Raw genomic sequence first — 24,884 nt, forward strand, 5'->3', positions numbered from 1 at the left:
TCGACTGAGGTTTAGCCTATGCTAAATTTTGCTGAAGTTTAGCCGATGCTAAACTGCTGGTCAACCACCCTGATTCCGGATACATTGGAAAAACACCGCAAACACCCCACCTCGGGGGGTGAGAACCAGGCATCCCCGTCGAATATGGCCCAGTCGCAAAAACGAGCTTCGAACGAATTTCGCCGCACCCGGCGCGATCACGCCACGGAAACGGCCGAAGACTACGTCGAGGCGGTCGCCCAGATCGAAGCCGATTCCGGCGAGTGCCGCGGGGCCGACCTCGCCCGACTGTTCGCGGTGAGCCACGTGACGGTCACCAAGACGATCGCCCGCCTGAAGGAAGAGGGCCTGGTCGACACTCGCCCCTACGGCCCCATCACTCTCACCGCCCGCGGCCGCCGCCTGGCCCGTGACTCCCAGCGCCGGCACGACTTGGTGTACGAGTTCCTCGTCGCCATCGGCGTGAGCGACGAAACGGCCCGCATCGACGCCGAAGGGATCGAGCATCACGTGAGCAAAGAAACGCTGAAGTGTTTTAAGAAGATCGTGGATGGCGGAAAGTAGCGTCGCGCGATCACAGCTCCGGCCAGTAATCTGGCAGCGGCGCCTCGACCACCACTTGCTCGTCGCGCATCGGGTGGCGGAAGCCCAATAGTCGCGCATGCAGCGCGATGCCTTGTTCGCGGAGGTCTTCGACCACCGGGCCGAACTTCACAGTCGAGCCATATTGCGAATCGCCAATCACCGCGTGGCCACGCGAAGAACTTTGCACGCGAATTTGATGCGTGCGACCGGTCTCGAGTTCGATCTCCAGCCACGTGCCATGCTCCACGTGACCGCGAACCCGATAGTGCAGGATGGCCTTCTTGCCACGCGGGTCGTCCTCCTCGACGACGATCGCCTGGGCCATTCCGTGCCGCTTGTGCAGGTAGTCGACCCAGGTTCCTTCGTCCGGTTCGACGTTTCCTTCGACCAGCGCCCAGTAGGTTTTGCTTACCGTGCGATTCTGAAACTGGTCGGCCATGCGTTTCGCCGCGCGGACGTGTCGGGCGAAGGCGATCGCGCCGGTCACGGGGCGGTCGAGTCGGTGGATGATACCAAGGTAGATGTTGTCGCTGGGCGATTTGCCTTCCCGCTCGCGGTAAAAGTCTTTCACCGCCAGTTCCAGGCTGTCGATGCCCCGCGGCGCCTGGGTGAGCAGCCCCGCTGGCTTGTTAACCACCAGGCAGGGGCCATCGTCGTAAATCACGCTGAATGGTTGACTCATCCTGGCTCGCCCCTTCAACGATTCGCTTTGCGGGCGAGCTTGGCCATGACGCTGTCCACCAGGGCGGGCGACAAACGGTGCGCGAACAGCATCCACCAGCCGCGCCAGTTGGGCACGATCTCGTGGCCGCCGCGTGAGATGGCCTTCACGGTGGCCTCGGCAACATACTCGGCGGTGACACCCCTCATGCCCGACCACGGCAGCTTGATCCGCTGCTCGACCAGGTTGTCGGCCAATTCCGACTCGGTGGTGCCAGGCGAGACCAGCAGCACGTCGATGCCTTCGGTGGAAAGCTCCGCCCGCAGCGACTGACTCCAGCCGGTGATTGCAAACTTGCTGGCGCAGTAGGCGCTGGTGTAGGGAATGCCTCGATGGCCCAGGATCGAACCGACGTTCACAATCATCGGCGTGCGACCTTGACGCAACAGAGGAATCGCTTCGCGAGTGAATTCGGCAGCGGCGAAGAAGTTGACTTCGAAGATCTTCCGCTGCACCTCGGACGACTCGCCGGCGAACTCGCCGCTGGCACTGATGCCGGCGTTATTGACCAGCAGGTCGAGCCCACTCAGTTCACGCTCCGCGAACTCGAGACACGCTTTGCGTGCCTCTGCGTCGGTCACGTCGCCAACCAGCACACTGGCCTTCGAGCCCAGTTGCTCCGCTTGCTGACAGACTTCGTCCAAACGCTCCGCGCGACGAGCAAACAGAATGCAACGCACGCCCGCGCGGGCCAGTTCGAGTGCCACAGCGCGGCCAATGCCGCCCGAGGCGCCGGTGACAATCGCTCGCAATCCCTTCAGTTCGCGGCGAGCCATCAGGCAACTTCGTCCACCGTGGTTGGTAGTGAGTCCTGCTGGCCTTCGGGCAGGGCTACCGATGGCGAGCGCTCGCGGATTTCAGCATCCTTCCGGTTGATGCGTCCCAGGTACTTGCGCGGCATGCGGCAATGGATCGTGGTCCGCATTCCGTCGTGCGTGCGGCTGAGGATCTCGCCATACTTGGCGATATAAGCGGCGAGCTTGCCGTTGTCGATGGCAAAGTCGATGTCGGCGTCCACGAAGTTGATGCTCAAGGCCTCGCTTACCGCGCGAGTGAGCTTGTCGACTCCCTCGCCGGTGGCCGCGCTCACAGGGATGGCCGTAGGGTACCGGTCGAGCAACTTGGTCAGCTCGGCTTCTTCGGCAACCTGATCGACTTTGTTCAGCACCAGCAGAGTGTCTTTCTGCTCGATGCCCAACTCTTCCAGCACCGCGTACACGGCTGAAACCTGGTCGAGCACCGCCGAGTTACTCGCGTCGGCCACATGCAGCAACAAGTCCGCCTGGTGTGCTTCTTCCAAGGTGGCCTTAAAGCTGGCGATCAGTCGGTGAGGCAATTCGCGGATGAAGCCCACTGTATCGGAGAGCAACACGGGCCCCCAACCGGGCAGGCTCCAGCGACGCGTGCGGGTGTCGAGCGTCGCAAACAGCTTGTCCTGCGCCAAGACGCCGGCGCCGGTGATGCGATTCATCAGCGTGCTCTTGCCAGCGTTGGTGTAACCAACCAGCGACACGGTCATATGATCGCGGCGACCTTCCACTTCGCGTTCGCGGCGTTTGTGGATCTTGTCCAGATCGCGACGCAAGTCGACAATCCGTTTCTCCACTAATCGGCGGTCGGTCTCCAATTGCTTCTCACCAGGACCACGCATGCCGACGCCCATCTTCAGACGCGACAAGTGAGTCCACATCCGCTTGAGTCGGGGCAGCGCATACTCCAACTGTGCAAGCTCCACCGCCAGGCGGGCTTCGTGCGTTTGCGCGCGGGTGCTGAAGATGTCGAGGATCAACTCGGTGCGGTCGAGTACTTTGACCCCCACCGACTGCTCCAGGTTGCGCACCTGGGCGGGCGAGAGGTCATTGTCGAAGATCACCACGTCGGCTTCGGTGCCTTTGACCAACTGGGTGAGTTGATCGAGCTTGCCTTTGCCCAGATAGGTGGTCTTGTCCGGCGTTTCACGACGCTGCGTAAGCCGGGCAACCACTTCGGCACCGGCCGTTTCGGCCAGGCCCGCAAGTTCTTCAAGAGGTTCTTCAGAGCGAGAGGTTCCGGGGAGTTCGACACCCACGAGGACTGCGGTTTCGCTATCGACTCCCTGTTTGCGATCGATGTCCGTTGGCAACTGGTTCGGGGCTCCTATGTGGGGAAAGTGACCAAGGGCGGAAATGCCGAGCCGCAATTGGCTCGCCCGCCCTGCACATTTCTATTATACCTCGCCCATCAGCACTGCCTACAGTCGTTTTCAAAGGGCGCGAGGCGGCGAATTCGGTAAAAAGACCGAATTCGCCGCCGTGGGTTCGCGCTTCCCTCCCCCCAAATATGCTGATTACCACACAAATTCCAGGCCGAGATTGGCACCGTGGTACAGTACCGAACTCTCTTCCAGCAACACGGGTGTTCGTGAGCCGCCGAGGAATATCTGGTTATCGAAGTTCACGTTGTTCGGCGCCAATGCCACGGTGTTGATGAACAGAACATCGTAACCGGCCTTTAGCGACCAACTTGGCAAGATGTCGCAAACCAGGCTCACGCCGCCTTCGCCGATGAACGACACATGGTCGCCACGGGCGAGTTCAAAAGCGGTGGTTGTGGTGCCATCGATATTGGTGCGTTGCTTGCAGTGGTTGTTGTAAATACCAGCCTTGCCGTAACCGCCGACACGACAACCTTGACGAACAGTCACCCAAGCGTCACCGCCGAACTGGAAACCTACCAAGTGGTTGAACGTGGCAACACGGTAGTCCATCTCGGCCGGAACATTTGTCTCGGTATGCCAGATGAAGTCCTCGTTCAAGACCGTGTAGCGAAAACCACCCATGATGGTACCCGACACTCGCGGATTGAATCCGAGCCAGTAGCGTCGGAAGCTAATCTCCGCGTTGTGCAGTTCGCTCCAGTACTCGATTCGGTGCAGGAAGGCCGCGTCAGTTTCCGTCAGGCCGATACCATTAACCGGATCGGTACCGAAGGCACTGAAGCCGGAGAACAGTGTGTTCGCCGCAGTAGTCTCTGCGGAATCGGACCACTCGAACAAACCTGAGTAGCTAACCTCGAGCAACGAGAGTGCCCCCAGGTCGTACCGACCGGTGAGCCGAATGCCTGGCTCCACATCGAAGCTCAGATTGTCCGTGCTCAGCGCGGCTTCTCCCGGCGCCAGTGGCGGCGGGATGACACCATTGGTGGTGAAGTCGACGCGGGGATCGCCCGTCTTGGCTCGCTGCCAGAAGAGCGCCTCGGCGGAGAAGTCGAAGTAGTGCGGTCCACACTGGTCGACGGGACGCATCAAGCCGGCGTCGAACCATCGGCAGAAGCAGCAACGCCCCAGCAGCCCCCCTCGGTCGCAGGGATCCTCGCATTCGCACTCTTGTGCGTACGGCGAGTACTGTCCCGGCCATCCACCGGGAGGAGCCTGCATCTGCACACCATTAGGTGCTCCGTATGGATAAGGGCCGGCTCCGCCAGTGCAGCATGCCCCCATTCCTGGCCCGCCCATCATTCCGCCAGGCGGGCAGCCACCTTGGCAGTAACTGGCGGGCACGACTACGGGTTCACCGTAGGCGTTAGTCCATTCCGAGCCGCCCGACGTCCAATGATTGGCCGTTTGGGCAGGCATTTCTTGCTGACCGCCCGGTTGAAACAGCGCCTGACGCACTTGGGCATTGGCCGCAGCAGGCACGAGCAACGCGACGGCAACCGCCCAAGCGGCAACGCGACGTCCGTGAAAAGATGCCGAAATCATCAAGTCTTCCCCCCTCGAAACCTGGCCTGGTACGTTCGAACGAGTGCAAAGCACTAATCGGCCAAGCGTTTGATTCATATGCCAGGCCCGCCCCCAAGCGTGCCTTTTTCCCTCTGTGTCACGTACACAACTCGTGTCCGCTAAAGAGGGCTGCAAGAACTATCGGACCGGAGCAAGCCGAAAAAGCAGACTTCTCGTCAAAACCGACAAGGTTTTCCAAAATAGTCCGGTCCCCAGGCGTAGATTCCGGGGTTCGCTGAGTTAGAGAGTACCGTGGCACCATGCTGTCTGCCTACAAATCCGCCCTAAGTTGGGGCAATGGATAGCATTTTTGGACGATTGGGCAAACTCATGGCTCGAGAGGGAACTGGCGTTGGTCTTGGCGCGTCAAAATTGTTGTAAACCGTTTACAACCAATAATTTGACACCATTTTTACTCGTTGCTACTATCGAAGGATGCGGAACAACCGCACGGAACCCACCTCCCCTTACTTGCCCTGCCATCCAACCCTGCGGACCGCAGGCGCCAGGCCACCCCGGCCGGCATCGGAGCACCGAAGCGAGGGATCCCGGAACCAGGCGGGGCAGACCTCAAGGGCGCTGCCAAAACAAACTCTCTACCACGGAACAGATTCCCCAAGGCACGAATCGCCAGCATCTACTGCTAACAAACCAGTCCCCGCTGGCGGCGCATCAAGTGAGCTACGAATGAGCAAGAATCGAAAGAATCGGTCCTCCCACCGACGGAAGAATTCAAAAGGACGTCGCAGCACACAGGCATCCAACCGACAACTCCGCACTACGCAGCTCAATGGGGTAGAACTCCTTGAGCCGCGGGAAGTGCTCTCGATCTCGAGCTTGGACCTAAGCGGGGTCGTGGAGAGTGCGTGGGAAAGAGCTGCCGACCTCCGTCAATACTCGCAAGAGCAACTTGATTCGGTTCAATCTTGGGTGATTCGTGGTTCGAGTGGCACGACCATGAACTCCTTGCGAAATCAGATCTTGCAAGGGCCATCCGACTTGGTCCTGCAAGCATACTCGGGCAGCGCAAACACCTGGATCGCCTACTGGAATAGCCAGTCCTCGCAGTCAATTGTGAATGCCTTGGGAGGTGCGACATCCATCCAGCATTTCTACCCAAACGTAGCTCGCGATATCGAACTGCTATCCATTCCAAATGATCCACTGTTCGATGATCAATGGTATTTACGTAATGTTGGTCAACTTGTTAGCCAACCGGACAACTTCAATACCTACGCCACTTGGGGCGAAGATATCCGGGCCGCGGAGGCTTGGGAAACAGCGACCGGTGCCGGAGTAGTGATCGCTATCGTTGACGACGGCTTCTACTATGGTCATCAGGACCTGGGAGCATTTGGCACGGATGATTACGATCCGAACAAGCTTAACCCCGCTATTGGGTTCGACTTCTCCGAAGAGGACCTGCTACCGCTACCGGATACTGCCACTGACTTCCATGGGACCGCGGTAGCAGGAATTGCTGGCGCCACCGGAAATAATGGCGAAGGAATCACCGGTGTCGCGTACGATGCAACCCTCACCGGCATACGCATTCTTGGCCGCCTTGATCTGGGTGAATTGCATGGTCAAACCGATGATAGCCTCGGCCGCGCACTGTTCTTAAATCCGAACGAAATCGACATCTACAACAATAGTTGGGGCGCGGGTGGACGCCAGATTGTTCCCATGGGTCCGCTGGAAACGCAGGCTATTATCGACGCCGCCTTACGCGGCCGCCTTTCGGAAGATGGCGTGAATGCACTCGGCACAATTCTAGTGTTCGCGGCGGGAAACAGTGGCGCAGCACAAAGCAGCGCCAACTTCAAAGGCGAGACCGCATCGGTCTTCACCATTCCCGTCGGAGCGGTGGACCATACCGGTGTTGCGACGAGCTACACCGAAACAGGCGCCAATATTTGGGTAGTCGCTCCGTCGGGAGATGGCGCAAGCGGCCTGACGACGACCGACTTGGTGGGAGAAGTTGGTTACAATGCAACTGGGCTGTTGAACGACAATATTGGTCGTGACTACTTGGAGGACATCGACTACACATCCCGATTCAATGGCACCTCAGCCGCCGCACCTGTAGTGTCCGGCGTGATAGCCCTCATGCTCGAAGCGGCTGCCAATAATGGCACCGAACTTACCCTGCGAGATGTGCAGGCAATTCTGGCAAAATCCGCCAGGCAAAACGACGTATTCGATGCAGGTTGGCAAGCCAACGCCGGAACCACCTGGTTGAATCCAGTCTTCGGCCCAGGCAATGGTGATGAACCCGATCCCGCCATACCGGAGGATACTTCGCAGACGGTGACAGACGGAAACATCGCCCCCACTCCGTTCCCCGTCACACCGCCGCCGGATTACGACCCCAGCTATCTCGATCCATTCATCGTCGGCCAGGGACTTCAGGATGCAGCGACACTGCTTAACGCGGCCCCACCAAAGTTCGTGAATGGCGCTGGCTACACCGTTCACAATCAGTCACAGGCCGGCTCGGGTGGCAGTCGCACCTACTCTTATGGTCATGGCGTCGTCGATGCTGAACTCGCTGTCTACCTAGCTGCGAATTGGAACCAGTGGGATTCGATGGGGACCGGTGTTCAGCAATACGCGCTCACAACGAACACGATCAGCTTCCCCGGAGTCTCCGGCGATATTCCAGCCGCCGAGGAAATCGTACCCAACAGTTGGGTACCCGGCAGTATCGGTGGTGAAAGCGGGTTCGGTGAGTGGTTGGCGGAGTTCTACAATCAGGAACGTGTACCGTTCAGCGAAGAAGACGAACCTGAATATGTCTCGCGCGGCAACTATTTCACGTTTCCTGGACCTACCGACATGCTGGTCGAGCAGGTCGAACTAACGGTTAATATTAATGTCGATCCCGACGAGGTGGAGGACCTGCGCATCGCGCTGATGTCGCCAGACGGGACCATCTCGGACTTCTTGAACTATACCGAGGGTGTTGGAGACTTGACCCCGCTTGTGGCTGATGAGAACCTGACCTGGACTTTCTCGACTGGCGCCTTCTTTGGCGAGAAAGCTTCGAAGGAATTCTGGGATCCAACCATCAGCCCACTTCTCGGCACGACGGTGCAAAAAGAGTGGACGTTGATTATCGACAACTATTCACGCTCTTCCACTGCCGACCTGCAATCGATCGAAGTCAACTGGTATGGCAAGCAGGTCGCCGAGGGACGAATCAAAGGCTTCGTTGGCGCAGACATCGATGGCGATGGCGCCGTGATCTACCCGGACGATACAGCCAATTTCATCCCAGGGCAGTTGGATGAAGTGGTCGGCAAAACGGTCGTTTGGCTCGACATTGATGGCGATGGCGGGCGTGGCGCAAACGAACCCTGGCAAATCACCGGTGCGGATGGCAACTATTATTTCGATGTCCCCGTGGGCACGTGGCAAGTTGGAATCGAGTTGCCTGATGGATATCAAATCCAAACCATGCCGGACCCCTTGGACCCCTTGGGCCCTGAAATACCGGTAAATCCCGCTTACACGATCCCCGCACTCTTCCCTAACAATGTCGTGCAAACCGTCGAGGTCGGACTCGACCTTGATCTGGCGGTTCCCGACGATGTTCAGAGTGCGTACTTCGATCTGTTCGGCGACACGGTCACAGTCTCTGGTACCGTTTACGCCGACGTCAACGAAGACGGCTCCCCCGATGGCGAGCCCACCTTGTCGGGTCGAACTATCTACATCGATCTGGATGAGAATGGCGAGTTCAACGATCCGAATAATCCACTAGAGCCCTTCCCCGATATAATCACCACTCAAACGGGTCCGGATGGCACTTGGTCGATAACCGCCCCCCTGACACCAGGCTACTACACGATCGCCATTGCTCCCGAAGATGGGTTCACGCCTAGCAATCCTGCAGGCGGTTTCTACCGAATCTACGTAGGTCCCGGCGACGTAATTACCGGACTCGACTTTGGTGCAGCTCCGATCCAGGGCGACATTTCGGGCATCGTGTTCTACGACGAACTCGAACCCAATAATGCCCCTCCCAACGGCATTCAGGACCCTGGCGAAGGGGGCGTCGCTGGCTTCGAGCTCTACATCGACCTTAATGGCGATGGCACCCGGGGACTTGGCGAACCGCTTGTTTCTACCGACGAGAATGGTGAGTTCTCCTTCTTCGGCCTGCAGTACAGCACCTACGACATTCGCGTACTGGGAACGCCCGGCTGGTCGATTACCACTGCCAATGGCGGTCTGGAATCGGTCGAAGTAGTGCCCGGCCAGGTCGTGAGCGGGTTGAGCTTCGGTGTTAACAACGAGTTTACTACCGATTACGGCGACCTGCCCGAGTCGTACGGGATGGCGTGGCACGACATCGTTCCGTCCGTGTATCTGGGCAGCACCGTGGACGGCGAAGGCGCACAGCTACACAGTTCCAACGCCCAAGGCGACGACGATCAAGGCGACGATGAGGATGGCGTGCAGGTCGAGCCAATTGAGCCCGGCGAGATCATCGAACTCACGGCAACCGCCAGCTCGGGTGCGTACTTCTTCCAAGGTTGGATCGACTTCAACAACAACGGCGTCTTCGACGCCAGCGAGCATCTCGAGTTCCTCGACCCGGACACTGGTGCGGTGCTCGGCAAGCAAATCCGGCTCGATGAGAACGACAACCAGTTGGCCTTCCTCGCCCCTGAAGGGATCGAGGCAACCACGCTGGCTGCTCGCTTCCGATACGGTGTGGGTGGCGGCGCCTACCATGGCAAGGCCACTGGCGATGGGTTGTTTGGCGAAGTCGAAGACTACTACCTCGCTACGAACGCATCCACCACGTTCGTGGTGCCGATCGCTGGCGACTACGACGGCAGCGGAGTTGTCGACCAAGCCGACTACCAGCTATGGAAGTCGAGCTTCGGACAAACGGTCACGCCATTCACCGGCGCCGACGGCAACGGCGACGGACTGGTGAACCTGGTCGACATGACCATATGGCGCAACAACCTGGGCGCTGTAGCACCGCTGCAGACGCTGTCCGCACCGCTGGCTGCGAGTACTTCGGGCGACGACCAAGCTGGCCTCGACGCCGCCCTGCCGTCCGCATTGGTCGCTGCTGCTCCGAACCCTCTGGCGGCATTCTCGTCATCGACCGACGACTCCGATAGTTCCGCTCCGGTTGGCGACAGCAATTACGCAGACAGCACCCATGCGGTCGATCTGGTGTTCGACCTCTCGGAAGAGGAAGAGGACAACTACGATCCCGAATTCGCGGCATCCTCGGATACAACTGCGGAGGCCCTGGCCGTGGCCCTGGAAGACGACTTCGGCAACCTGCTGTAGGCTGCATATTTCTCAAAACCACCCATCGCGGGCTCGGATTGCTGCTGGCATTCCGAGCCCGCGTGTTTGTTTCCGCACTCTTGCGACTTGGGAACCGTGGGCGGTGGTGTAGAATGGAGCTACACGCAGAGACCAAGGCAACTTCTCCTTCCGCGAGCCGGATGACCAGCGATACTCCCACGCCAAGGCCAGGTTCCACGTTTGTCGGCAAGGACAAACTGGAGGAACCTGCTGCGCCGGAAGTCGCGGACACCGATCAGTTCGTCGACGAGGACCACACTACCATTTCGTCCTCCCCGCCGCTCGATATGCGGAGCGCCTATTCGGGGCTTCAGCCTCGCGACCTCGGTCGCGCGTTGGTGGGGCATCGAATCGACGACGTGCTGCTCGAGGAGTTCGTCGGCGGCGGCGGCATGGGTGCGGTGCTACGGGGACGCGACACCGTGCTGCAGCGCGACGTGGCCGTCAAAGTGCTGTCGACTCATCAGGCTGGCGACGAAGAGACCGCCAAGCGGTTCCGCATGGAAGCCCGCTCCGCGGCGCGACTCGACCACCCCTGCATCGCCCGCGTGTACTACGTGGGCGAGGACCGCGGCCTGCAGTACATCATTTTCGAGTACATCGAGGGCATCAACGTCCGCGACCTGGTCGCGCAGACGGGCCCGCTCAGCATTGCCGACACGCTGAACTACACCATCCAGATTACCGACGCCCTGGCGCACGCGTGGCAGCGCAGCGTGGTGCATCGCGACATCAAGCCGTCGAACATCCTGATTACCGCCGACGGCCAGGCGAAGCTGGTCGACATGGGCCTGGCGCGGCTGCACGAAGTGGAGCAGCGGGCCGAGGCCGACGCCGACCTCACCGCCACCGGCATGACCATCGGCACGTTCGACTACATCGCCCCCGAGCAGGCACGCAGCCCCCGCGACGCCGACGCCCGTAGCGACATCTACTCGCTCGGCTGCACGATCTTCTACATGCTGACCGGCCGGCCACCGTTCCCAGGAGGCACGCCGCTGCAGAAGCTGCTGAGCCACCAGGGCGACCAGCCGCCGGCGCTCGACGCGCTGCGTCCCGAAGTGCCCGAATCGCTCTCGGCCGTGGTCAGTCGCATGCTGGCCAAGCTGCCCGATCAGCGGTACCAGACACCGACCGATCTGATGACCGCCTTGCTGGCCGTGTCCGACCAATTGGGCGTGGTGCGTCCCGGCCTGGCGACCACGTTGGTGCCCGCCCCACCGCAGCGTGAATCGTTCCTGCAGCGAAACCTGCCATGGATCGCTCCGGTGGTGCTTCTGGTGGCGGGCGTGGGGGCGATGGCCCTGTTATGGCAGCCCGACCAGCCGCCGACGAACTTCAACGACACGCCGCTCTCGCCGCCCGAAGTCTCTTCGAGTGCCGACCGCCTGGAAGAACGCGGCGGCAGCCTCTAGCGGCACGGCCCAAGCTCGGTAAAAACCGCCCTGTGGCATCGAGCGGGCGATGGGTTACACTGTGGACTCCCGCCACTGGTCTCTGTCCGTCCACCCCGGCTGTTCGCAATGTCTGATTCTCCGTACAAGAGTCCTGAAACTCGCCCTGAGTCCGAGTCCGATCTCAAGGGTGGAAAGCATCAGACAACGCCGTTCGACATCAGCACGATGCCGCCCGGCATTCCGTACATCATCGGCAACGAAGCCGCCGAGCGGTTCAGCTTCTACGGAATGCGGGCAATCCTCTACGTCTTTATGACCGAGCACCTGATGGGGCTGTCAGGTGAACTGGACGTGATGAGTGAAACAGAAGCGAAAATCTGGCAGCACAACTTTATGACAGCTGCCTACTTCTTTCCGATCATCGGAGCGGTCTTCTCCGACTGGCTGTTCGGTAAGTACCGGACGATTGTGTGGCTGTCGCTCGTCTACTGCGCTGGGCATGCCGTGATGGCACTGGTGGATTTTCCGGCGTTCACCCAGCTCGCGCCACGCACATGCCTATTCTGGGCTTTGTCGCTAATTGCAATCGGCACTGGTGGAATTAAACCCTGTGTCTCATCGCATGTGGGAGACCAGTTTGGCAAGCGAAACGAAAATCTGCTTGCCAGAGTGTTCTTTTGGTTCTACTTCTCGATCAATCTCGGATCGGCAATCTCGACAATACTCACACCGCGATTGCTCGAATCATATGGTCCAGGCGTGGCGTTTGGTGTGCCTGGCGTGCTGATGGCTATTGCAACGTTGCTGTTCTGGATGGGGCGCAACAAGTTTGTGCATATCCCCCCGACAGGCAACCGGCTGTTTTCCGAGATTGTCAGTTGGCCAGGGATTCGGGCGATTATCAACCTGATCCCCCTCTATTTCTTCATCGCCATGTTCTGGTGTTTGTTCGACCAGACCACTTCAGCCTGGGTGGAGCAAGCCAAGCACATGGATCGCGTGGTATTCGGCTTCGAATTCAATCCGGCGGAAGCCCAAGCGATGAATCCGATCTTGGTGATGATCCTCATCCCCTTGTTCAGCTATGTGATTTACCCCGCCATCAATCGCGTGTTTCCGCTGACGCCGCTGCGTCGGATTGGTATCGGGCTGTTCCTTACCGTTCCCGCCTTCGCACTACCGGCGTGGTATCAGATGCGAATCGATGATGGTATTGCCCCCCATATTTCATGGCAACTACTGGCCTACATTGTGATTACGGCCGCTGAGGTCATGGTTTCTATTACCGCTTTGGAATTCTCCTACACGCAAGCCCCCAAAACGATGAAATCGTTCATCATGGGCTTGTACCTGCTGTCGGTGGCGCTCGGTAACAAGTTCACCGTATGGGTGAACGAGTACATACAAAGCCAACAGGAAGCGGGTAACTCCGCCCTTGAAGGAGCAACCTATTACTGGTTCTTTACCGGAGCAATGGCGGTGACCGCTGTGCTGTACGTGGTGTGGTCGCAATTCTATTTTGGTAAGACCTACATCCAGGGCGACGAAAACTAACGCGGTACAGTAGTTTTGCCCTTTGGCGACCTTCCCGGCGCTGGCCTCCGACCGTTCCCAAACCGCCCCCGACCGGCTATACATAGGGGCTACTTTGTGGGCGCTCCGATCCGGTGGGGTGCTCCGCTATCCAGTGCTGTTGTAACGGTTTGAATTGTCATGGCTAAAGATTCCGCCAAGAAGCCCAAGCAGGTTCTTCTGGTAGACGACGATGCAGAGATCATCGAGTCGCTTCGGCTCGCCCTGGAAGCGAAAGGCTTGGGGGTGCTGGTGGCCCGCGACGGCAATCAGGGCCTGGCCATTACCGAGCGGGAGGATCCCGACCTGGTGATCCTCGACATGATGATGCCCAAACGAAGCGGTTTCCTGGTGTTAGAAAAACTACGCCGCACCCGCGAGAACCCGCCGCGGATCATCATGATCACCGCCAACGAGGGGAGCCGCCACAAGGCGTACGCCGAAATGCTCGGTGTGGACGACTACATTCGCAAGCCGTTCCCGATGGACCGTCTGATGCAGAGCGTCGATCGACTGCTAGCTTGAAACCGACTAGAGCGCACTACTGGTAAATAAAGTGCGTCACAGACGCTACACGCCCGTGCGGCACGCTCTAGCCCATCGCGATGGTTCGCGCCAGTGGTTCTAGCACGCTGGGCGCGACGTAGTCTTCGACAATCTCGCGGCAGATGCGGTCGAGTTCGTCCAGCGCGTCGCCGTAGGTCTTGCCGGGATCGAGACTCCCGTAGCGGCGAGCGGTGACGTACACGCTCAGTTGGTCTTCCTGAAACTCGCCTGTGCGAACGTGGTACGGCGAGGTGCGGGTCTCGATGCTCACGCGGCACTGCACGCGGCAGTCGTCGTCCAGGGCCAGCGTAATGTTCGGCTCGTTGTTGATGAACGACGTGCCCGGCATGGCGGCCAGGCGATCGAAAGCGGGGCAGATGCCGAGCGCCTCGTTTACCAATTCGTTGTGATTGCCGCGATAGGTAAAGTCGAAACCGGCCAGTAGATCGAGCGCCTCGCAATCCAGCGGGCTCACGGACAGGGCGTGCGGCGCCAGTTCCAGCGCCGAGTGGTGCTGGTCGATTGCGTCGGCGTACGACTCGAAATTCACGCTGCCGGAACTCACGCGGCGGGGTTCTACTGCACTCCACCGATACTGGCCGCTGTCCTTATCGCCCTCCAGCACGTAGTCGCGCTTGTTGCGGGCGTAGAAATTCCGCATGTCGGGATATTTCTTCTGCATTTGCTCGACGTAGTACAGCACCGAGTCGCGGGTGCCGGCCAGCTCCATTTCGGTGCTGAGCGTCAAAGTCGAGTAATGATCGTCGGCCAGCGATGGGTAGGAAAACATGGCGAAACTCCTTGATGCTCGATGCCCGACCTGATGTGCTAGCCTGAGGTGGCAGTCGTTGCCTGGCCTGTACGTCTGCCCACAAGCGGGTGGCTGACGTGTTGCTGATTCAAGTATAGAATGCGAGGCAAAGAACTGTCAAAGCATCGGTTCCCCCGCACCGCCCAACCAGAAGGAGCGCCCCCTATGCCGGCCACACTCACCAAGACCGCTACTGACTCGATTGCCGTCTGTTTCGAGTCGAACCTCGGCTGGATGGCCGTTGGATTCGACGATCAGCAGCTCCAGCGGGTGTTGTTTGGACACTCTCGGTTTCCGTCGCTGGCCAAGGCCTTGAAGTCTTTGGATCTGGAGCCGACCGAGGACCTGGCCAACTGCCCCGCGTGGGTGCAAGACCTGTGCGATAGCCTGCAGCGACACGCCGATGGCGAGCCCCAATCGTTCGACAACGTGCCAGTGTCGACCGAGCACCTCACGCCGTTCGCTCAGCGGGTGATCACCAAGTGTCGCCAACTACCGTGGGGACGCGTGGTCACCTACACGCAGCTTGCACGATTGGCCGGTCGGCCGGGCGCAGCAAGGGCGGTGGGCAACGTAATGGCCAACAACCGCCATCCACTGGTGGTGCCATGTCACCGCGTGGTGGGAGCCAGTGGCAGCTTGGGCGGATTCTCCGCGCCTGGCGGACTGGACACAAAGCGCCGGTTGCTCGAGATGGAAGGCTATCTATAACCGAGCGCCTGCGAAGCTGCTTACGCGGCTTCCAACGTGCGTCGGTTCTCGGCCCAGTACACCCACTTGGTTGCGCGCTCCAGGTCGGGTGGATCGCTACCACGTAACACGCGAGTTCCCTCGGCAGTGGCCGTGTACGACTTCGCGAACTCGTACAAGTCAGCCGCTTCGGCCGATGCGATTCCTTCGGGCGTGGTGAAGCCGCAGCCTACCAGCACCTGGGCATCCCGCGCCAGCAGTTCCGGCACGCGACACATCAGTTGCGATTGGTGCTGCCAGGCGACGATCTTCTCGGCGGTGATGTGCCGCGTGTCGAGCGCCTCGGCGGTTGCCTCGGGATCGGCCTCCAACAGATCGACTACCGTGCGGATGCCAAGTTTGCCAAGCCGCTTGGCGGTCTTCGGCCCAACGCTCGGGGCGTCGACCACCGGGCTGGTGCGCGACAAGCGGAACCGCAATGGACGATTCCGCTTCTTCGCCTGATTGCCACTTGCGCGGCGTTTGCCATTCCGCGTGGTCGAACCATTGCGGCCGTTGAGTTTTCGCCGGCGAGGCGAACCGGCGCCCATCGACGAGCGACGCGTGCCACGACTGGCGTGCGGAGTGTTTTCCCAGCGGTGGCGGTAACGCTCGGCGTCGGCGATCCAAGTTCGCACCGAATCGCGGTTCAAATACGAACGCAACCCGCGATGGCGGATGCCACGAGGACTTTCCAGGTACTGATGAATGGCATCGTACAGCTCATCGGCGTCGGCCGTGGCGAGCTGCGAGAGATTCTGGATGCCGCCGCCGGTAAGCAACTGCACTTCGGCCAGCGATAGGTTGGGCACGTACACCAGCATCGTAACGTGGGTTTGCCACAGGTCGACCACTTCGACGGAGATGCCTGTGCGGTCGAGCGAGTGCGACACCTGCTCGGCGTCGGCGGCCAGTAGCTCGGCCAAGGTGTGAATGTCAATTTCGGCGAACAGCGAAGCGGTGTCGTCGCCCAGCACGCGGAAGCGACCGATCGAGTCTTCCAAGTCCAAGGCAAACGAGTCGGCCTCGTGAATCGCCAGCGTGGGCTCCGCCAACTGAACCGGCTCGACCGGTAATGGTTGGCGTGCCGCCGTTTCGAGGTTCATGATCGGTTGCCCCAGCGAACGGAGCCGGTCGACCACCGTCTGCGAAGCGGTTACCAACAACACTTGATGCCCCGCGCGGGCCCAATCGTGCAGCACGAGCGTGAGGATCGACGCCTCGGCCGAAGGTAGTTCGGCGAACGGGTCGGCCACGACCAGCGGCAACTCGAGGCCCCACTCGGCGGTCCCGGCCACGGCCGCCAACTGCAAACTGAGGCAAACCAGCCGGCGGTCGACGTCGTTCACATCGGCCTGATGCACCACGTGACCGGTGCGATTGACCACCGTGGCGGCGCGGCCGTGGTCGCTCAGGCGGATCTCCCGCAACCGGCCGTCGGTCAACTTGGCCAGGATGTCGGAAGCTCGCCACGGGGCAACGCTGCGGACGCTACGCGAAGTTTCCACATTGCCCGACTCCAGGCGGCGATTCACCGATTCGAGCTGCTCCCGCAAACGGGCCAGCGACGAATCGTTCAATAGCTCCGTGCGATCGCGTCGGATTCGCTCGCCGCGTGCGGCCAGATCGGCCAGATGACGCTCTCCTTCGACAACCTTCGCGTTGAGTTCGCTGCGGCGACGGTCCAACTCGGCGAGCAGCTTCTGCAGGTCTTCGGGCAGTTCGAGCGACTCAGTCTTGCGCACTCGCGAAGTTCTGAGCCGCGACTGCCGACGGTCGAGCAGTTGATCGATCGTGCCACGAAGAGCGGTTTGCGAGCGAGCGAGGTGCTCGGCTTCGCTCTTGAGTTGCTCCACCTCCACGGCCGCTTCGTACTGTTCGACCAAATGGGCCAGCTTGTCGACTTGCTGCGCGAGCGTATCGACCAGCGGATGCAGCCGGGCGTGGGTGTGCTGGCACAGGCACGCCTGCGAATCGGTGGGGCGGGCGTAGCGGGCTACCTCGCTGTCGAGGTCGGCCACCAACCGCCGGGCAATGCTCACGCATGCACGTTGGTCGGCCAGCGGCAGCAGTGGCGACGATTCGTCCGGATGCAGTTGCGACAAACGATGACGCACGGCCGCGTCGCGGGCTTCCAGCTCCGCCAAGGTGCGTCGCCACTTGGCAATTTGCTCGTCCAAGTCGGCGAGCGCTGGTTGCTGGTCGGCATGGTGCGCTTCGTCGGCTTCGCGCTCGACGAATTCGCTCAGCTCGCGATAACGAAGCTGCGTCTCCAACTCGGCAAGCTGACTTAGCACGTTGCCAAGCTCTCGACGATGCTCCTCCAACCGCTGCTCGACTTCCTGCGACTCGCGCTGCAGCTCCCGCAGCGCGGTCTCCATCGCCTCGCTGCTGCGCCGCTTATCGGACAGCAGCATTTCGATTTGATGCGACAGGGCGTCTCGTTCGGCAAACAGGTCGTCGCCAACTTTGTACGTGGACGTCGTTTCGTAAGGCGAGCGACGCTCGAGTTGGTGCAGTTCGGTCGCCAGTTCTTCCGACAACAGCCAGGCAAGCTGCGCATCACCGGAACTGCGGAGCACGAACAGTCGCGCGGCCACCTCGGGCGAGATACCGGCCAGTAGCTCGCGAGTGGTTTCGGCTCGGGCGGGCTGGCCATCGAGCGCGGCCACGGTCAGGCGGGGTTCGACGAATGTGCCACGGTCGACTTGTTGCGAATGACGCTCCAGGCGGTACCGACCCAGCGAACTGGAGATGTCGACGTAGCCAATGCGCGCCGAGTAGGGATTCGAGTCGCGGTGGACGCGGGCACCATAAACCAAGTGGCCCACCAGGTCGTACAGGCCTTCGCCGGTGGTCGAGTCGACGACCGAAACCGCGTTGAGTCCTTCGTTGAATTGGAGAGTAGCGTGGGCCGTGGCGCCTGCGGAGGCTCCCACAGCGAGGTGCTGAAGTTTCATCGCCAGGTTTTCCCTTGCTTCCATGCGGGGCGGCGGCTCAGTGGGCGTCGGGGGCCGCCGGTGGGGGTAGGTCCTTACCGCCCGGGCTCCAGCCCAGGTTCGGCAAGTCGCAAGCTACCCAAATTCGCAAAAACGGGCAACGTCGATTGCGTGTCGAGCTTCCACAAAACTGGAGGTTTGCACGGTCTTCGTTGCTGCAGATAGCCGCGAGGCCAGTAACCTGGGAGAGCACAGAGCCGCAAGATTTGGTATCCTCCCGCCTGCCGTGGTATGTTTATTGCTCGTACAAGAGCTTCAACCGCGGGACAACGGTCGGTGCTGCTAGCGGGACTGTTTTTCGGATGCTTCGGGCTGCGATGCTCGAATTGTGAACGTCTTGTGCGCGCTTGTTAGGCAAGGCGGTGGACTAGAAACCAGGATTCGGCCACCAGCGGAAACCAGCATGATCTATGAATCTGTCGGCTACGACGAGATGTTCTCGGCGGAAGGTTCGCCCCGAGCCGCCTGCGAGAACTTTGTCACCAAGTTGCAGGCGATACCGGACGGCGAACTCCGAAATCGCCAACAAGCGGCCGAGTTGAACCTGCACAACATGGGCATCACGTTCAACGTGTATGGCCACGAGGACGGCACCGAAAAGGTTTGGCCGTTCGATCTGCTGCCCCGCATCATCGACGCCGACGAGTGGCAGCGCGTCGAGCAAGGCCTGAAGCAGCGGATCCACGCGCTCAACTTGTTCGTCTCCGACATCTACAACGAACAGAAGATTCTCCGCGACAAAGTCGTGCCGGCCGAACTACTGGCCACGGCCAAGACCTATCGCGAGCAGATGGCCGGCTTCAAACCGACCGAAGGCGTGTGGTGTCACATTAGCGGTGTCGACCTGATTCGCCACGCCGACGGCACCATCTACGTGCTTGAAGACAACCTCCGCTGCCCCTCGGGTGTCTCCTACGTGCTGGAGAACCGCGAGGTGATGAAGCGGGCGTTCGCCAAGGTGTTCGAGGGCATGTCGGTGCTGCCGGTCGAAGAGTACCCCGAGAAGCTGTTGCAGACGCTGCTGGAATGTGCCCCGCCGCGGGCCTCCGAACCGACGGCCGTGGTGCTGACGCCGGGCGTGTACAACTCGGCCTACTTCGAGCACACCTTCCTGGCCCAGCAGATGGGCGTGGAGTTGGTGCAAGGCAGCGACCTGATTGTCGACAACGGCTACGTCTACATGCGAACCACCCAAGGGGTGCAGCGCATCGACGTGATCTACCGCCGGATCGACGACGACTTCCTCGACCCGCAGTGCTTCCGCGAAGACTCCTGCCTGGGCGTGGCCGGGTTGATCGACGCCTATCGCCGCGGCAACGTAACGCTGGCCAACGCCCCTGGCACCGGGGTGGCCGACGACAAAGCGGTGTACGCCTACGTGCCGCAGATCATCAAGTACTACTTGGGCGAAGACGCCATCTTGCAGAACGTGCCGACTTACATTTGCTCGGACGATTCGCAGCGCGACTACGTGATCAATCACCTCGACGAGCTGGTGGTAAAACCAACCAACGAGTCGGGCGGGTACGGCATCCTGATGGGCCCGCAAGCTTCGCAGGCCGAGCGCGACGAGTACGTGGGGCTGATCAACTCGAACCCGCGGAACTACATCGCCCAGCCGATGTTGCAGCTTTCCACCGTGCCCACGCTGGTGGAAGACAAGCTCGAGCCGCGCCACGTCGACCTCCGCCCGTTCGTGCTGTGTGGCAAGGACATTTACGTGATGCCAGGCGGGCTGACTCGCGTAGCGCTGCGAAAGGGCTCGATGGTGGTCAACTCGTCGCAGGGCGGCGGCAGCAAAGACACTTGGGTACTGCGATCGGACGGACCGCACTCCGTCGGCAATCAATACGCGCACGCGGAGAACGGGTCGAGCAATGCTTAGTCGGGTGGCGGAAGCCGTCTATTGGATGGCCAGGTATATCGAACGGGCGGAGAACGTCGCTCGTTTCATCGACGTCAACTACAACCTGACGCTCGGCGAGGGCTCGCCGCTCGGTCACCAGTGGGCCCCGCTGGTCTACACCACCGGCGACGAAGCCTTGTTCGAAGAACTGTACGGCGAGCCGACCAAAGAGTCGGTGCTGCAATTCCTGGCCTACGACAAGCGCAATCCGAATTCCATCCTGTCATGCGTGGCCAGCGCCCGCGAGAACGCTCGCAGCGTGCGCGAGACGATCACCGCGCCGATGTGGCAGCAGATCAACACGTTCTACCTGATGGTGACCTCCGCCGCACGGCAGGCCCAACCGCTCAGCGAGCCGAATGAGTTTTGTGACGCGGTGAAACAGGCCAGCCACACCATCCTGGGTGAAACCTACGCCACGATGTCGCACGGCGAGCCGTGGCACTTCGCCCGTATGGGCCGGCTGATGGAGCGGGCCGACAAGACTTCACGGATCGTCGACGTGCAGTATTTTTTGCTGCTGCCAACCGCCAATCACGTGGGCACTAGCCTGGACGTGGTCCGCTGGTCCGCCCTGCTCCGCTCGGCCAGCGCACTGACGATGTACCGCCGGGTGCATGGTCCGATCACGCCGAACAACGTCGCCCGATTTTTGGTGCTCGACCAAGATTTCCCCCGGGCGGTCCACTTTTGCATCATGCGAGCGCAGGATTCGCTGTGCCACATCACCGGCTCGGCCCCAGGCACGTTCAAGTGCCGCTGCGAACAATTGATGGGGCGGCTGCGGATGGAACTCGATTACACCAGTATCGAAGATATCATTCGGCAGGGAATGCACGAATATATCGACCTGTTCCAATCACAATTGAACGAATTGGGAATCGCGATCCACAACAACTTCTTTCAATTGCCGACAGATAATACCGAGGCGGCACAATCGCAAACCCAATCCGCGTCGTAGACGCATTTCGAAGAGTAGCCAGGCGGCGACCCATCCAATCAGACTGCACCAAGAAAGCACTTGGCGACGGATCGCCCCATCCGGTTGAGCCCCAAATAATATGAGTATCCGTGTCGCCCTGCATCACAAAACCACTTATCACTACGACCGGCGCATCTCGCTCGGCCCGCAGGTCATCCGCCTGCGGCCGGCACTGCACAGCCGCACGCCGATCGAAAGCTACTCGCTGAAGGTCTCGCCGGACGACCACTTCCTCAATTGGCAGCAGGACCCGTTTGGAAACTACCTGGCGCGGTGCGTGTTCAATGGTTCCGTGGAACACCTGTCGGTCGAGGTCGACCTGGTCGCCAACCTGTCGTCGATCAACCCGTTCGACTTCTTCCTGGAGCCGGACGCCGAAGAGTACCCGTTCAAGTACGCGGCCGAAGAACTGGACGACCTGAAGCCCTACTTCGCCACCGGACCAGCGGGGCCCAAGTTCTATGGGCTGTTGGCTTCGATCGACCGCACGCCGCGCAAGACCATCGACTTCCTGGTCGAACTGAACCAGCGACTACAGCAGGACATCGACTACCTGGTGCGACTGGAGCCAGGCGTGCAGACGCCCGAGCAGACGCTCGAATTGGGCAGCGGTTCGTGCCGCGACACGTCGTGGTTGCTCACCCAAACGCTGCGGCATCTGGGCTTCGCCGCGCGGTTCGTGTCGGGCTATCTGATTCAGCTGGTGGCCGATCAAAAGCCACTCGAAGGTCCCGAAGGCCCCACGGCCGACTTCACCGACCTGCACGCCTGGACCGAGGTGTACCTGCCCGGCGCGGGCTGGGTGGGTCTCGATCCCACGTCCGGTTTGCTGGCGGGCGAAGGGCACATCCCGCTGGCTTGCACGCCTCATCCCGTTTCCGCCGCGCCGATCACGGGCTCGCTGGGTGAATGCGAAGTCTCGTTCGACTTTGAAATGTCGGTCGAGCGAATTCACGAAGACCCGCGGGTCACCAAGCCCTACACCGAAGAAGAGTGGGCCAAGATCGAAGCGCTCGGCCACGAGGTCGACCGCCATCTGCACGAGGGCGACGTGCGACTCACCATGGGCGGCGAGCCGACGTTCGTGTCGATCGACGACATGGACGGCGACGAATGGCAAACCGCGGCCGTCGGTCCCAACAAAAAACAACTGGCCAACAACTTGCTGCTGAAGCTCCGCGACCGCTTTGCACCGTATGGCCTGTTGCACTTTGGCCAGGGCAAGTGGTACCCCGGCGAGTCGCTGCCGCGGTGGGCCATGCACTGCTACTGGCGCAAAGATGGCGAACCGATCTGGCAGAACCACGCGATGCTGGCCGACGTGAACGTCGACTACGGCCACACGGTCGAGGACGCCGAGAAGTTCGCCCGCGCGCTAGCCGAGCGACTCGAAGTAAATCCAGAACACGCGGTGCATGGCTACGAAGACGCCATGTACTACACGTGGCGCGAACGCCGGTTGCCGGCCAATGTCGACGTGCACGACTCGAAGCTCGAAGAGATCGAAGAACGCGAGCGAGTGGCCCGGGTGTTCGAACAAGGCATCACCAGCCCGGTGGGCATGTTGCTGCCGCTGCAGTACCGCTGGTGGGAACCAACGCCCTGTTGGCAAAGCGGCCACTGGGTGGTCCGCAGTGACGAGTTGCTGCTGATTCCCGGCGACTCGCCCATGGGCTTCCGACTGCCGCTGCAGTCGCTGTTGTACGAAAGCGATCCTGGCTACCCGATCGACTATTTCGAACAAGATCCCATGGTCGCGCTGGCCGAACTGCCGACGCATAAGCAGCTTCGCAACCGCGAAGACTGGTTCGGCAGCGGCACCACGGTGATTCGCGAGCGGGCGCGGACCGCGCGGCTGGAAACGCCAGTCAGACAGTACGCCGGCGTGGGGGGCAATGGTGGTTCGGGCAGCAACGGTAACGGCGACGGCCAAAACGGTTGGCACGACGACCCGTCGCAGCCACCGAGCGACGCTCCGCTGTTTACGGTCGACACCCAGTACGACGATCCAGCCCACGTGGTTCGCACCGCGATGTGCATCGAGCCGCGGGAAGGCAAGCTGCATGTGTTCATGCCGCCGATTGATCGCGCCGAGGTGTACCTCGAACTGATTGCGGCCGTGGAAGACACCGCCCAGTCGCTCGAGTTGCCCGTGGTGATCGAAGGCTACCTGCCGCCGCACGATCCGCGGATCGAGCACATCAAGGTCACTCCCGACCCAGGGGTGATCGAGGTGAACGTCCACCCGGCGCGCGACTGGAGCGAGTTGGTCGACATCACCACCGGCGTGTACGAGGACGCGCGGCAGACGCGGCTGGGCACCGAGAAGTTCGACCTCGATGGATCGCACACCGGCACCGGTGGCGGCAACCATGTGGTGCTGGGCGGCTCGACGCCGGCCGACAGTCCCTGGCTGCGTCGCCCCGACCTGCTCAAGAGCTTCGTCGGCTACTGGCTCAACCATCCGTCGCTGTCGTACATGTTCTCCGGCAAGTTCATCGGCCCCACGAGCCAAGCCCCGCGCGTGGACGAGACGCGCAGCGACTCGATCTACGAACTAAACATCGCCTTCGAACAACTCAAGTCGGGGCAGCCTGTGCAGCCGTGGCTGGTGGATCGCATCTTCCGCCACCTGCTGGTTGACGGAACCGGCAACACGCACCGCTCCGAGTTCTGCATCGACAAACTGTTCTCGCCCGACTCGACGTCGGGCCGGCTGGGTTTGGTGGAGTTCCGAGCGTTCGAGATGCCGCCGCACTCGCGGATGAGCCTCACGCAGCAACTGTTGATTCGCGCGCTGGTGGCCCGATTCTGGGAAAAGCCCTACGAGGACGAGCTAGTCAGCTGGAACACCACGATCCACGACCGTTGGATGCTGCCGCACTTCATTTGGCAGGACTTCGAAGACGTGATCGAGGAAACCCAAAAGGCTGGCTTCCCGATCGAAGCCAACTGGTTCGCCGCGCATCATGAGTTCCGCTATCCGTTCATCGGCACCTTTACGCAGCGCGGCGTGAAAGTCGAACTCCGTCGGGCGATGGAGCCTTGGTACGTGCTGGGCGAAGAGCCCGGCGGCGGCTACACCGCGCGGTATGTCGACTCGTCCGTCGAGCGGTTGCAGGTCAAAGTGCAAGGCTTGACCGATCCGCGGTACGAGCTGATTTGCAATGGCCGCCGCGTGCCGCTGCACCCGACGGGTGTCGAAGGTGAGTTCGTTGCGGGCGTGCGCTTCCGCGCGTGGCAACCGCCTAGCTGTCTGCACCCGACCATCGGCGTCGACGGCCCACTGGTGTTCGATCTGTACGACGAGTGGCTGGGTCGCTCGATTGGCGGCTGCCAGTATCACACGGGCCATCCAGGCGGTTTAAACCCTTCGACCTTCCCGGTCAACGCCCTGGAAGCGGAGAGTCGGCGGGCAACGCGGTTCTTTGGCTTTGGCCACACGCCGGCGGCTGGTACAATTGCTGAAGAATTGCCCAGCCGCGAGTTTCCGCTGACTCTCGACCTTCGGCGCGGCAAGCACTGATCAGTGAGCA

15 protein-coding genes are annotated in these 24,884 nt (G+C 60.9%); 9 read left to right on the plus strand and 6 right to left on the minus strand.

Translation table 11 applies throughout. The features are described from left to right. Positions 1 to 45: 45 nt before the first annotated feature. Positions 46 to 564 carry a manganese-binding transcriptional regulator MntR gene (gene mntR, locus ACQK2L_RS24115; protein ID WP_425399601.1) on the plus strand — a complete coding sequence of 173 codons (519 nt, stop codon included), beginning with the start codon at positions 46 to 48 and terminating at the stop codon, positions 562 to 564. A gap of 10 nt (positions 565 to 574) precedes the next feature. Here the strand turns inward: mntR and ACQK2L_RS24120 are convergent, their stop codons facing one another. The 4 genes from ACQK2L_RS24120 to ACQK2L_RS24135 all read right to left on the minus strand — a co-directional run bounded on the left by ACQK2L_RS24120 (position 575) and on the right by ACQK2L_RS24135 (position 5,045). Next, positions 575 to 1,267: an RluA family pseudouridine synthase gene (locus ACQK2L_RS24120; protein WP_425399602.1), complete on the minus strand. Its 693-nt coding sequence runs from the start codon at positions 1,265 to 1,267 to the stop codon at positions 575 to 577. A 14-nt stretch (positions 1,268 to 1,281) separates the two neighbouring features. Continuing rightward, the gene (locus tag ACQK2L_RS24125) at positions 1,282 to 2,082 is read right to left on the minus strand and encodes an SDR family NAD(P)-dependent oxidoreductase (RefSeq protein ID WP_425399603.1); all 801 of its coding nucleotides are present in this window, start codon (positions 2,080 to 2,082) and stop codon (positions 1,282 to 1,284) included. Beyond that, positions 2,082 to 3,428: a GTPase HflX gene (hflX, locus tag ACQK2L_RS24130; protein WP_425399604.1), complete on the minus strand. Its 1,347-nt coding sequence runs from the start codon at positions 3,426 to 3,428 to the stop codon at positions 2,082 to 2,084. The genes ACQK2L_RS24125 and hflX overlap by 1 nt, the downstream gene beginning before the upstream one ends. 204 nt (positions 3,429 to 3,632) lie before the next feature. After that, positions 3,633 to 5,045, minus strand: coding sequence for a hypothetical protein (locus tag ACQK2L_RS24135; RefSeq protein ID WP_425399605.1), 1,413 nt, complete (start codon positions 5,043 to 5,045; stop codon positions 3,633 to 3,635). Positions 5,046 to 6,023: 978 nt separating this feature from the next. On the opposite strand from ACQK2L_RS24135, the gene ACQK2L_RS24140 reads away from it, so the two are divergent. The 4 genes from ACQK2L_RS24140 to ACQK2L_RS24155 all read left to right on the plus strand — a co-directional run bounded on the left by ACQK2L_RS24140 (position 6,024) and on the right by ACQK2L_RS24155 (position 13,900). Further along, positions 6,024 to 10,385 carry a S8 family serine peptidase gene (locus ACQK2L_RS24140; protein WP_425399606.1) on the plus strand — a complete coding sequence of 1,454 codons (4,362 nt, stop codon included), beginning with the start codon at positions 6,024 to 6,026 and terminating at the stop codon, positions 10,383 to 10,385. 161 nt (positions 10,386 to 10,546) lie between these two features. Beyond that, entirely contained in the window at positions 10,547 to 11,821 is a 1,275-nt protein-coding gene (locus ACQK2L_RS24145; RefSeq protein ID WP_425399607.1) for a serine/threonine-protein kinase, read from the plus strand. A gap of 108 nt (positions 11,822 to 11,929) precedes the next feature. Continuing rightward, positions 11,930 to 13,357: a POT family MFS transporter gene (locus ACQK2L_RS24150; RefSeq protein WP_425399608.1), complete on the plus strand. Its 1,428-nt coding sequence runs from the start codon at positions 11,930 to 11,932 to the stop codon at positions 13,355 to 13,357. Positions 13,358 to 13,516: 159 nt separating this feature from the next. After that, positions 13,517 to 13,900, plus strand: a complete 384-nt coding sequence (locus ACQK2L_RS24155; protein ID WP_425399609.1) for a response regulator transcription factor — start codon at positions 13,517 to 13,519, stop codon at positions 13,898 to 13,900. Between the two features lie 67 nt (positions 13,901 to 13,967). On the opposite strand, the gene ACQK2L_RS24160 is transcribed toward ACQK2L_RS24155, so the two are convergent. Then, positions 13,968 to 14,711, minus strand: a complete 744-nt coding sequence (locus ACQK2L_RS24160) for a hypothetical protein (RefSeq protein ID WP_425399610.1) — start codon at positions 14,709 to 14,711, stop codon at positions 13,968 to 13,970. A gap of 186 nt (positions 14,712 to 14,897) precedes the next feature. Between ACQK2L_RS24160 and ACQK2L_RS24165 the strand changes: the two genes are divergently transcribed. Then, positions 14,898 to 15,443 carry a methylated-DNA--[protein]-cysteine S-methyltransferase gene (locus ACQK2L_RS24165; RefSeq protein ID WP_425399611.1) on the plus strand — a complete coding sequence of 182 codons (546 nt, stop codon included), beginning with the start codon at positions 14,898 to 14,900 and terminating at the stop codon, positions 15,441 to 15,443. A gap of 20 nt (positions 15,444 to 15,463) precedes the next feature. On the opposite strand, the gene ACQK2L_RS24170 is transcribed toward ACQK2L_RS24165, so the two are convergent. Beyond that, complete coding sequence (locus ACQK2L_RS24170) at positions 15,464 to 18,421, minus strand: DUF4332 domain-containing protein (protein ID WP_425399612.1); 2,958 nt, start codon at positions 18,419 to 18,421, stop codon at positions 15,464 to 15,466. A gap of 442 nt (positions 18,422 to 18,863) precedes the next feature. Between ACQK2L_RS24170 and ACQK2L_RS24175 the strand changes: the two genes are divergently transcribed. The 3 genes from ACQK2L_RS24175 (at position 18,864) to ACQK2L_RS24185 (ending at position 24,874) form a co-directional block, all read left to right on the plus strand. After that, complete coding sequence (locus ACQK2L_RS24175) at positions 18,864 to 20,345, plus strand: circularly permuted type 2 ATP-grasp protein (RefSeq protein ID WP_425399613.1); 1,482 nt, start codon at positions 18,864 to 18,866, stop codon at positions 20,343 to 20,345. Continuing rightward, complete coding sequence (locus ACQK2L_RS24180) at positions 20,338 to 21,327, plus strand: alpha-E domain-containing protein (RefSeq protein ID WP_425399614.1); 990 nt, start codon at positions 20,338 to 20,340, stop codon at positions 21,325 to 21,327. Before ACQK2L_RS24175 ends, ACQK2L_RS24180 begins: the two co-directional genes overlap by 8 nt. A gap of 100 nt (positions 21,328 to 21,427) precedes the next feature. Next, positions 21,428 to 24,874 (plus strand): DUF2126 domain-containing protein, encoded by a 3,447-nt coding sequence (locus ACQK2L_RS24185; protein ID WP_425399615.1) that lies wholly within the window; start codon positions 21,428 to 21,430, stop codon positions 24,872 to 24,874. The last annotated feature ends 10 nt before the right edge of the window (positions 24,875 to 24,884 follow it).

This window comes from Aeoliella sp., assembly GCF_965227375.1.
GTDB lineage: Bacteria > Planctomycetota > Planctomycetia > Pirellulales > Lacipirellulaceae > Aeoliella.

Bases quoted from the DNA above. Each gene is read 5' to 3' on its own strand.
- mntR (WP_425399601.1), top strand. From the start codon at position 46: ATGCTAAACTGCTGGTCAACCACCCTGATTCCGGATACATTGGAAAAA.
- ACQK2L_RS24135 (WP_425399605.1), bottom strand. From the start codon at position 5,045: ATGATTTCGGCATCTTTTCACGGACGTCGCGTTGCCGCTTGGGCGGTT.
- ACQK2L_RS24160 (WP_425399610.1), bottom strand. From the start codon at position 14,711: ATGTTTTCCTACCCATCGCTGGCCGACGATCATTACTCGACTTTGACG.
- ACQK2L_RS24125 (WP_425399603.1), bottom strand. From the start codon at position 2,082: ATGGCTCGCCGCGAACTGAAGGGATTGCGAGCGATTGTCACCGGCGCC.
- ACQK2L_RS24155 (WP_425399609.1), top strand. From the start codon at position 13,517: ATGGCTAAAGATTCCGCCAAGAAGCCCAAGCAGGTTCTTCTGGTAGAC.
- ACQK2L_RS24175 (WP_425399613.1), top strand. From the start codon at position 18,864: ATGATCTATGAATCTGTCGGCTACGACGAGATGTTCTCGGCGGAAGGT.
- ACQK2L_RS24150 (WP_425399608.1), top strand. From the start codon at position 11,930: ATGTCTGATTCTCCGTACAAGAGTCCTGAAACTCGCCCTGAGTCCGAG.
- ACQK2L_RS24185 (WP_425399615.1), top strand. From the start codon at position 21,428: ATGAGTATCCGTGTCGCCCTGCATCACAAAACCACTTATCACTACGAC.
- ACQK2L_RS24180 (WP_425399614.1), top strand. From the start codon at position 20,338: ATGCTTAGTCGGGTGGCGGAAGCCGTCTATTGGATGGCCAGGTATATC.
- ACQK2L_RS24120 (WP_425399602.1), bottom strand. From the start codon at position 1,267: ATGAGTCAACCATTCAGCGTGATTTACGACGATGGCCCCTGCCTGGTG.
- ACQK2L_RS24170 (WP_425399612.1), bottom strand. From the start codon at position 18,421: ATGAAACTTCAGCACCTCGCTGTGGGAGCCTCCGCAGGCGCCACGGCC.
- ACQK2L_RS24140 (WP_425399606.1), top strand. From the start codon at position 6,024: ATGAACTCCTTGCGAAATCAGATCTTGCAAGGGCCATCCGACTTGGTC.
- ACQK2L_RS24145 (WP_425399607.1), top strand. From the start codon at position 10,547: ATGACCAGCGATACTCCCACGCCAAGGCCAGGTTCCACGTTTGTCGGC.
- ACQK2L_RS24165 (WP_425399611.1), top strand. From the start codon at position 14,898: ATGCCGGCCACACTCACCAAGACCGCTACTGACTCGATTGCCGTCTGT.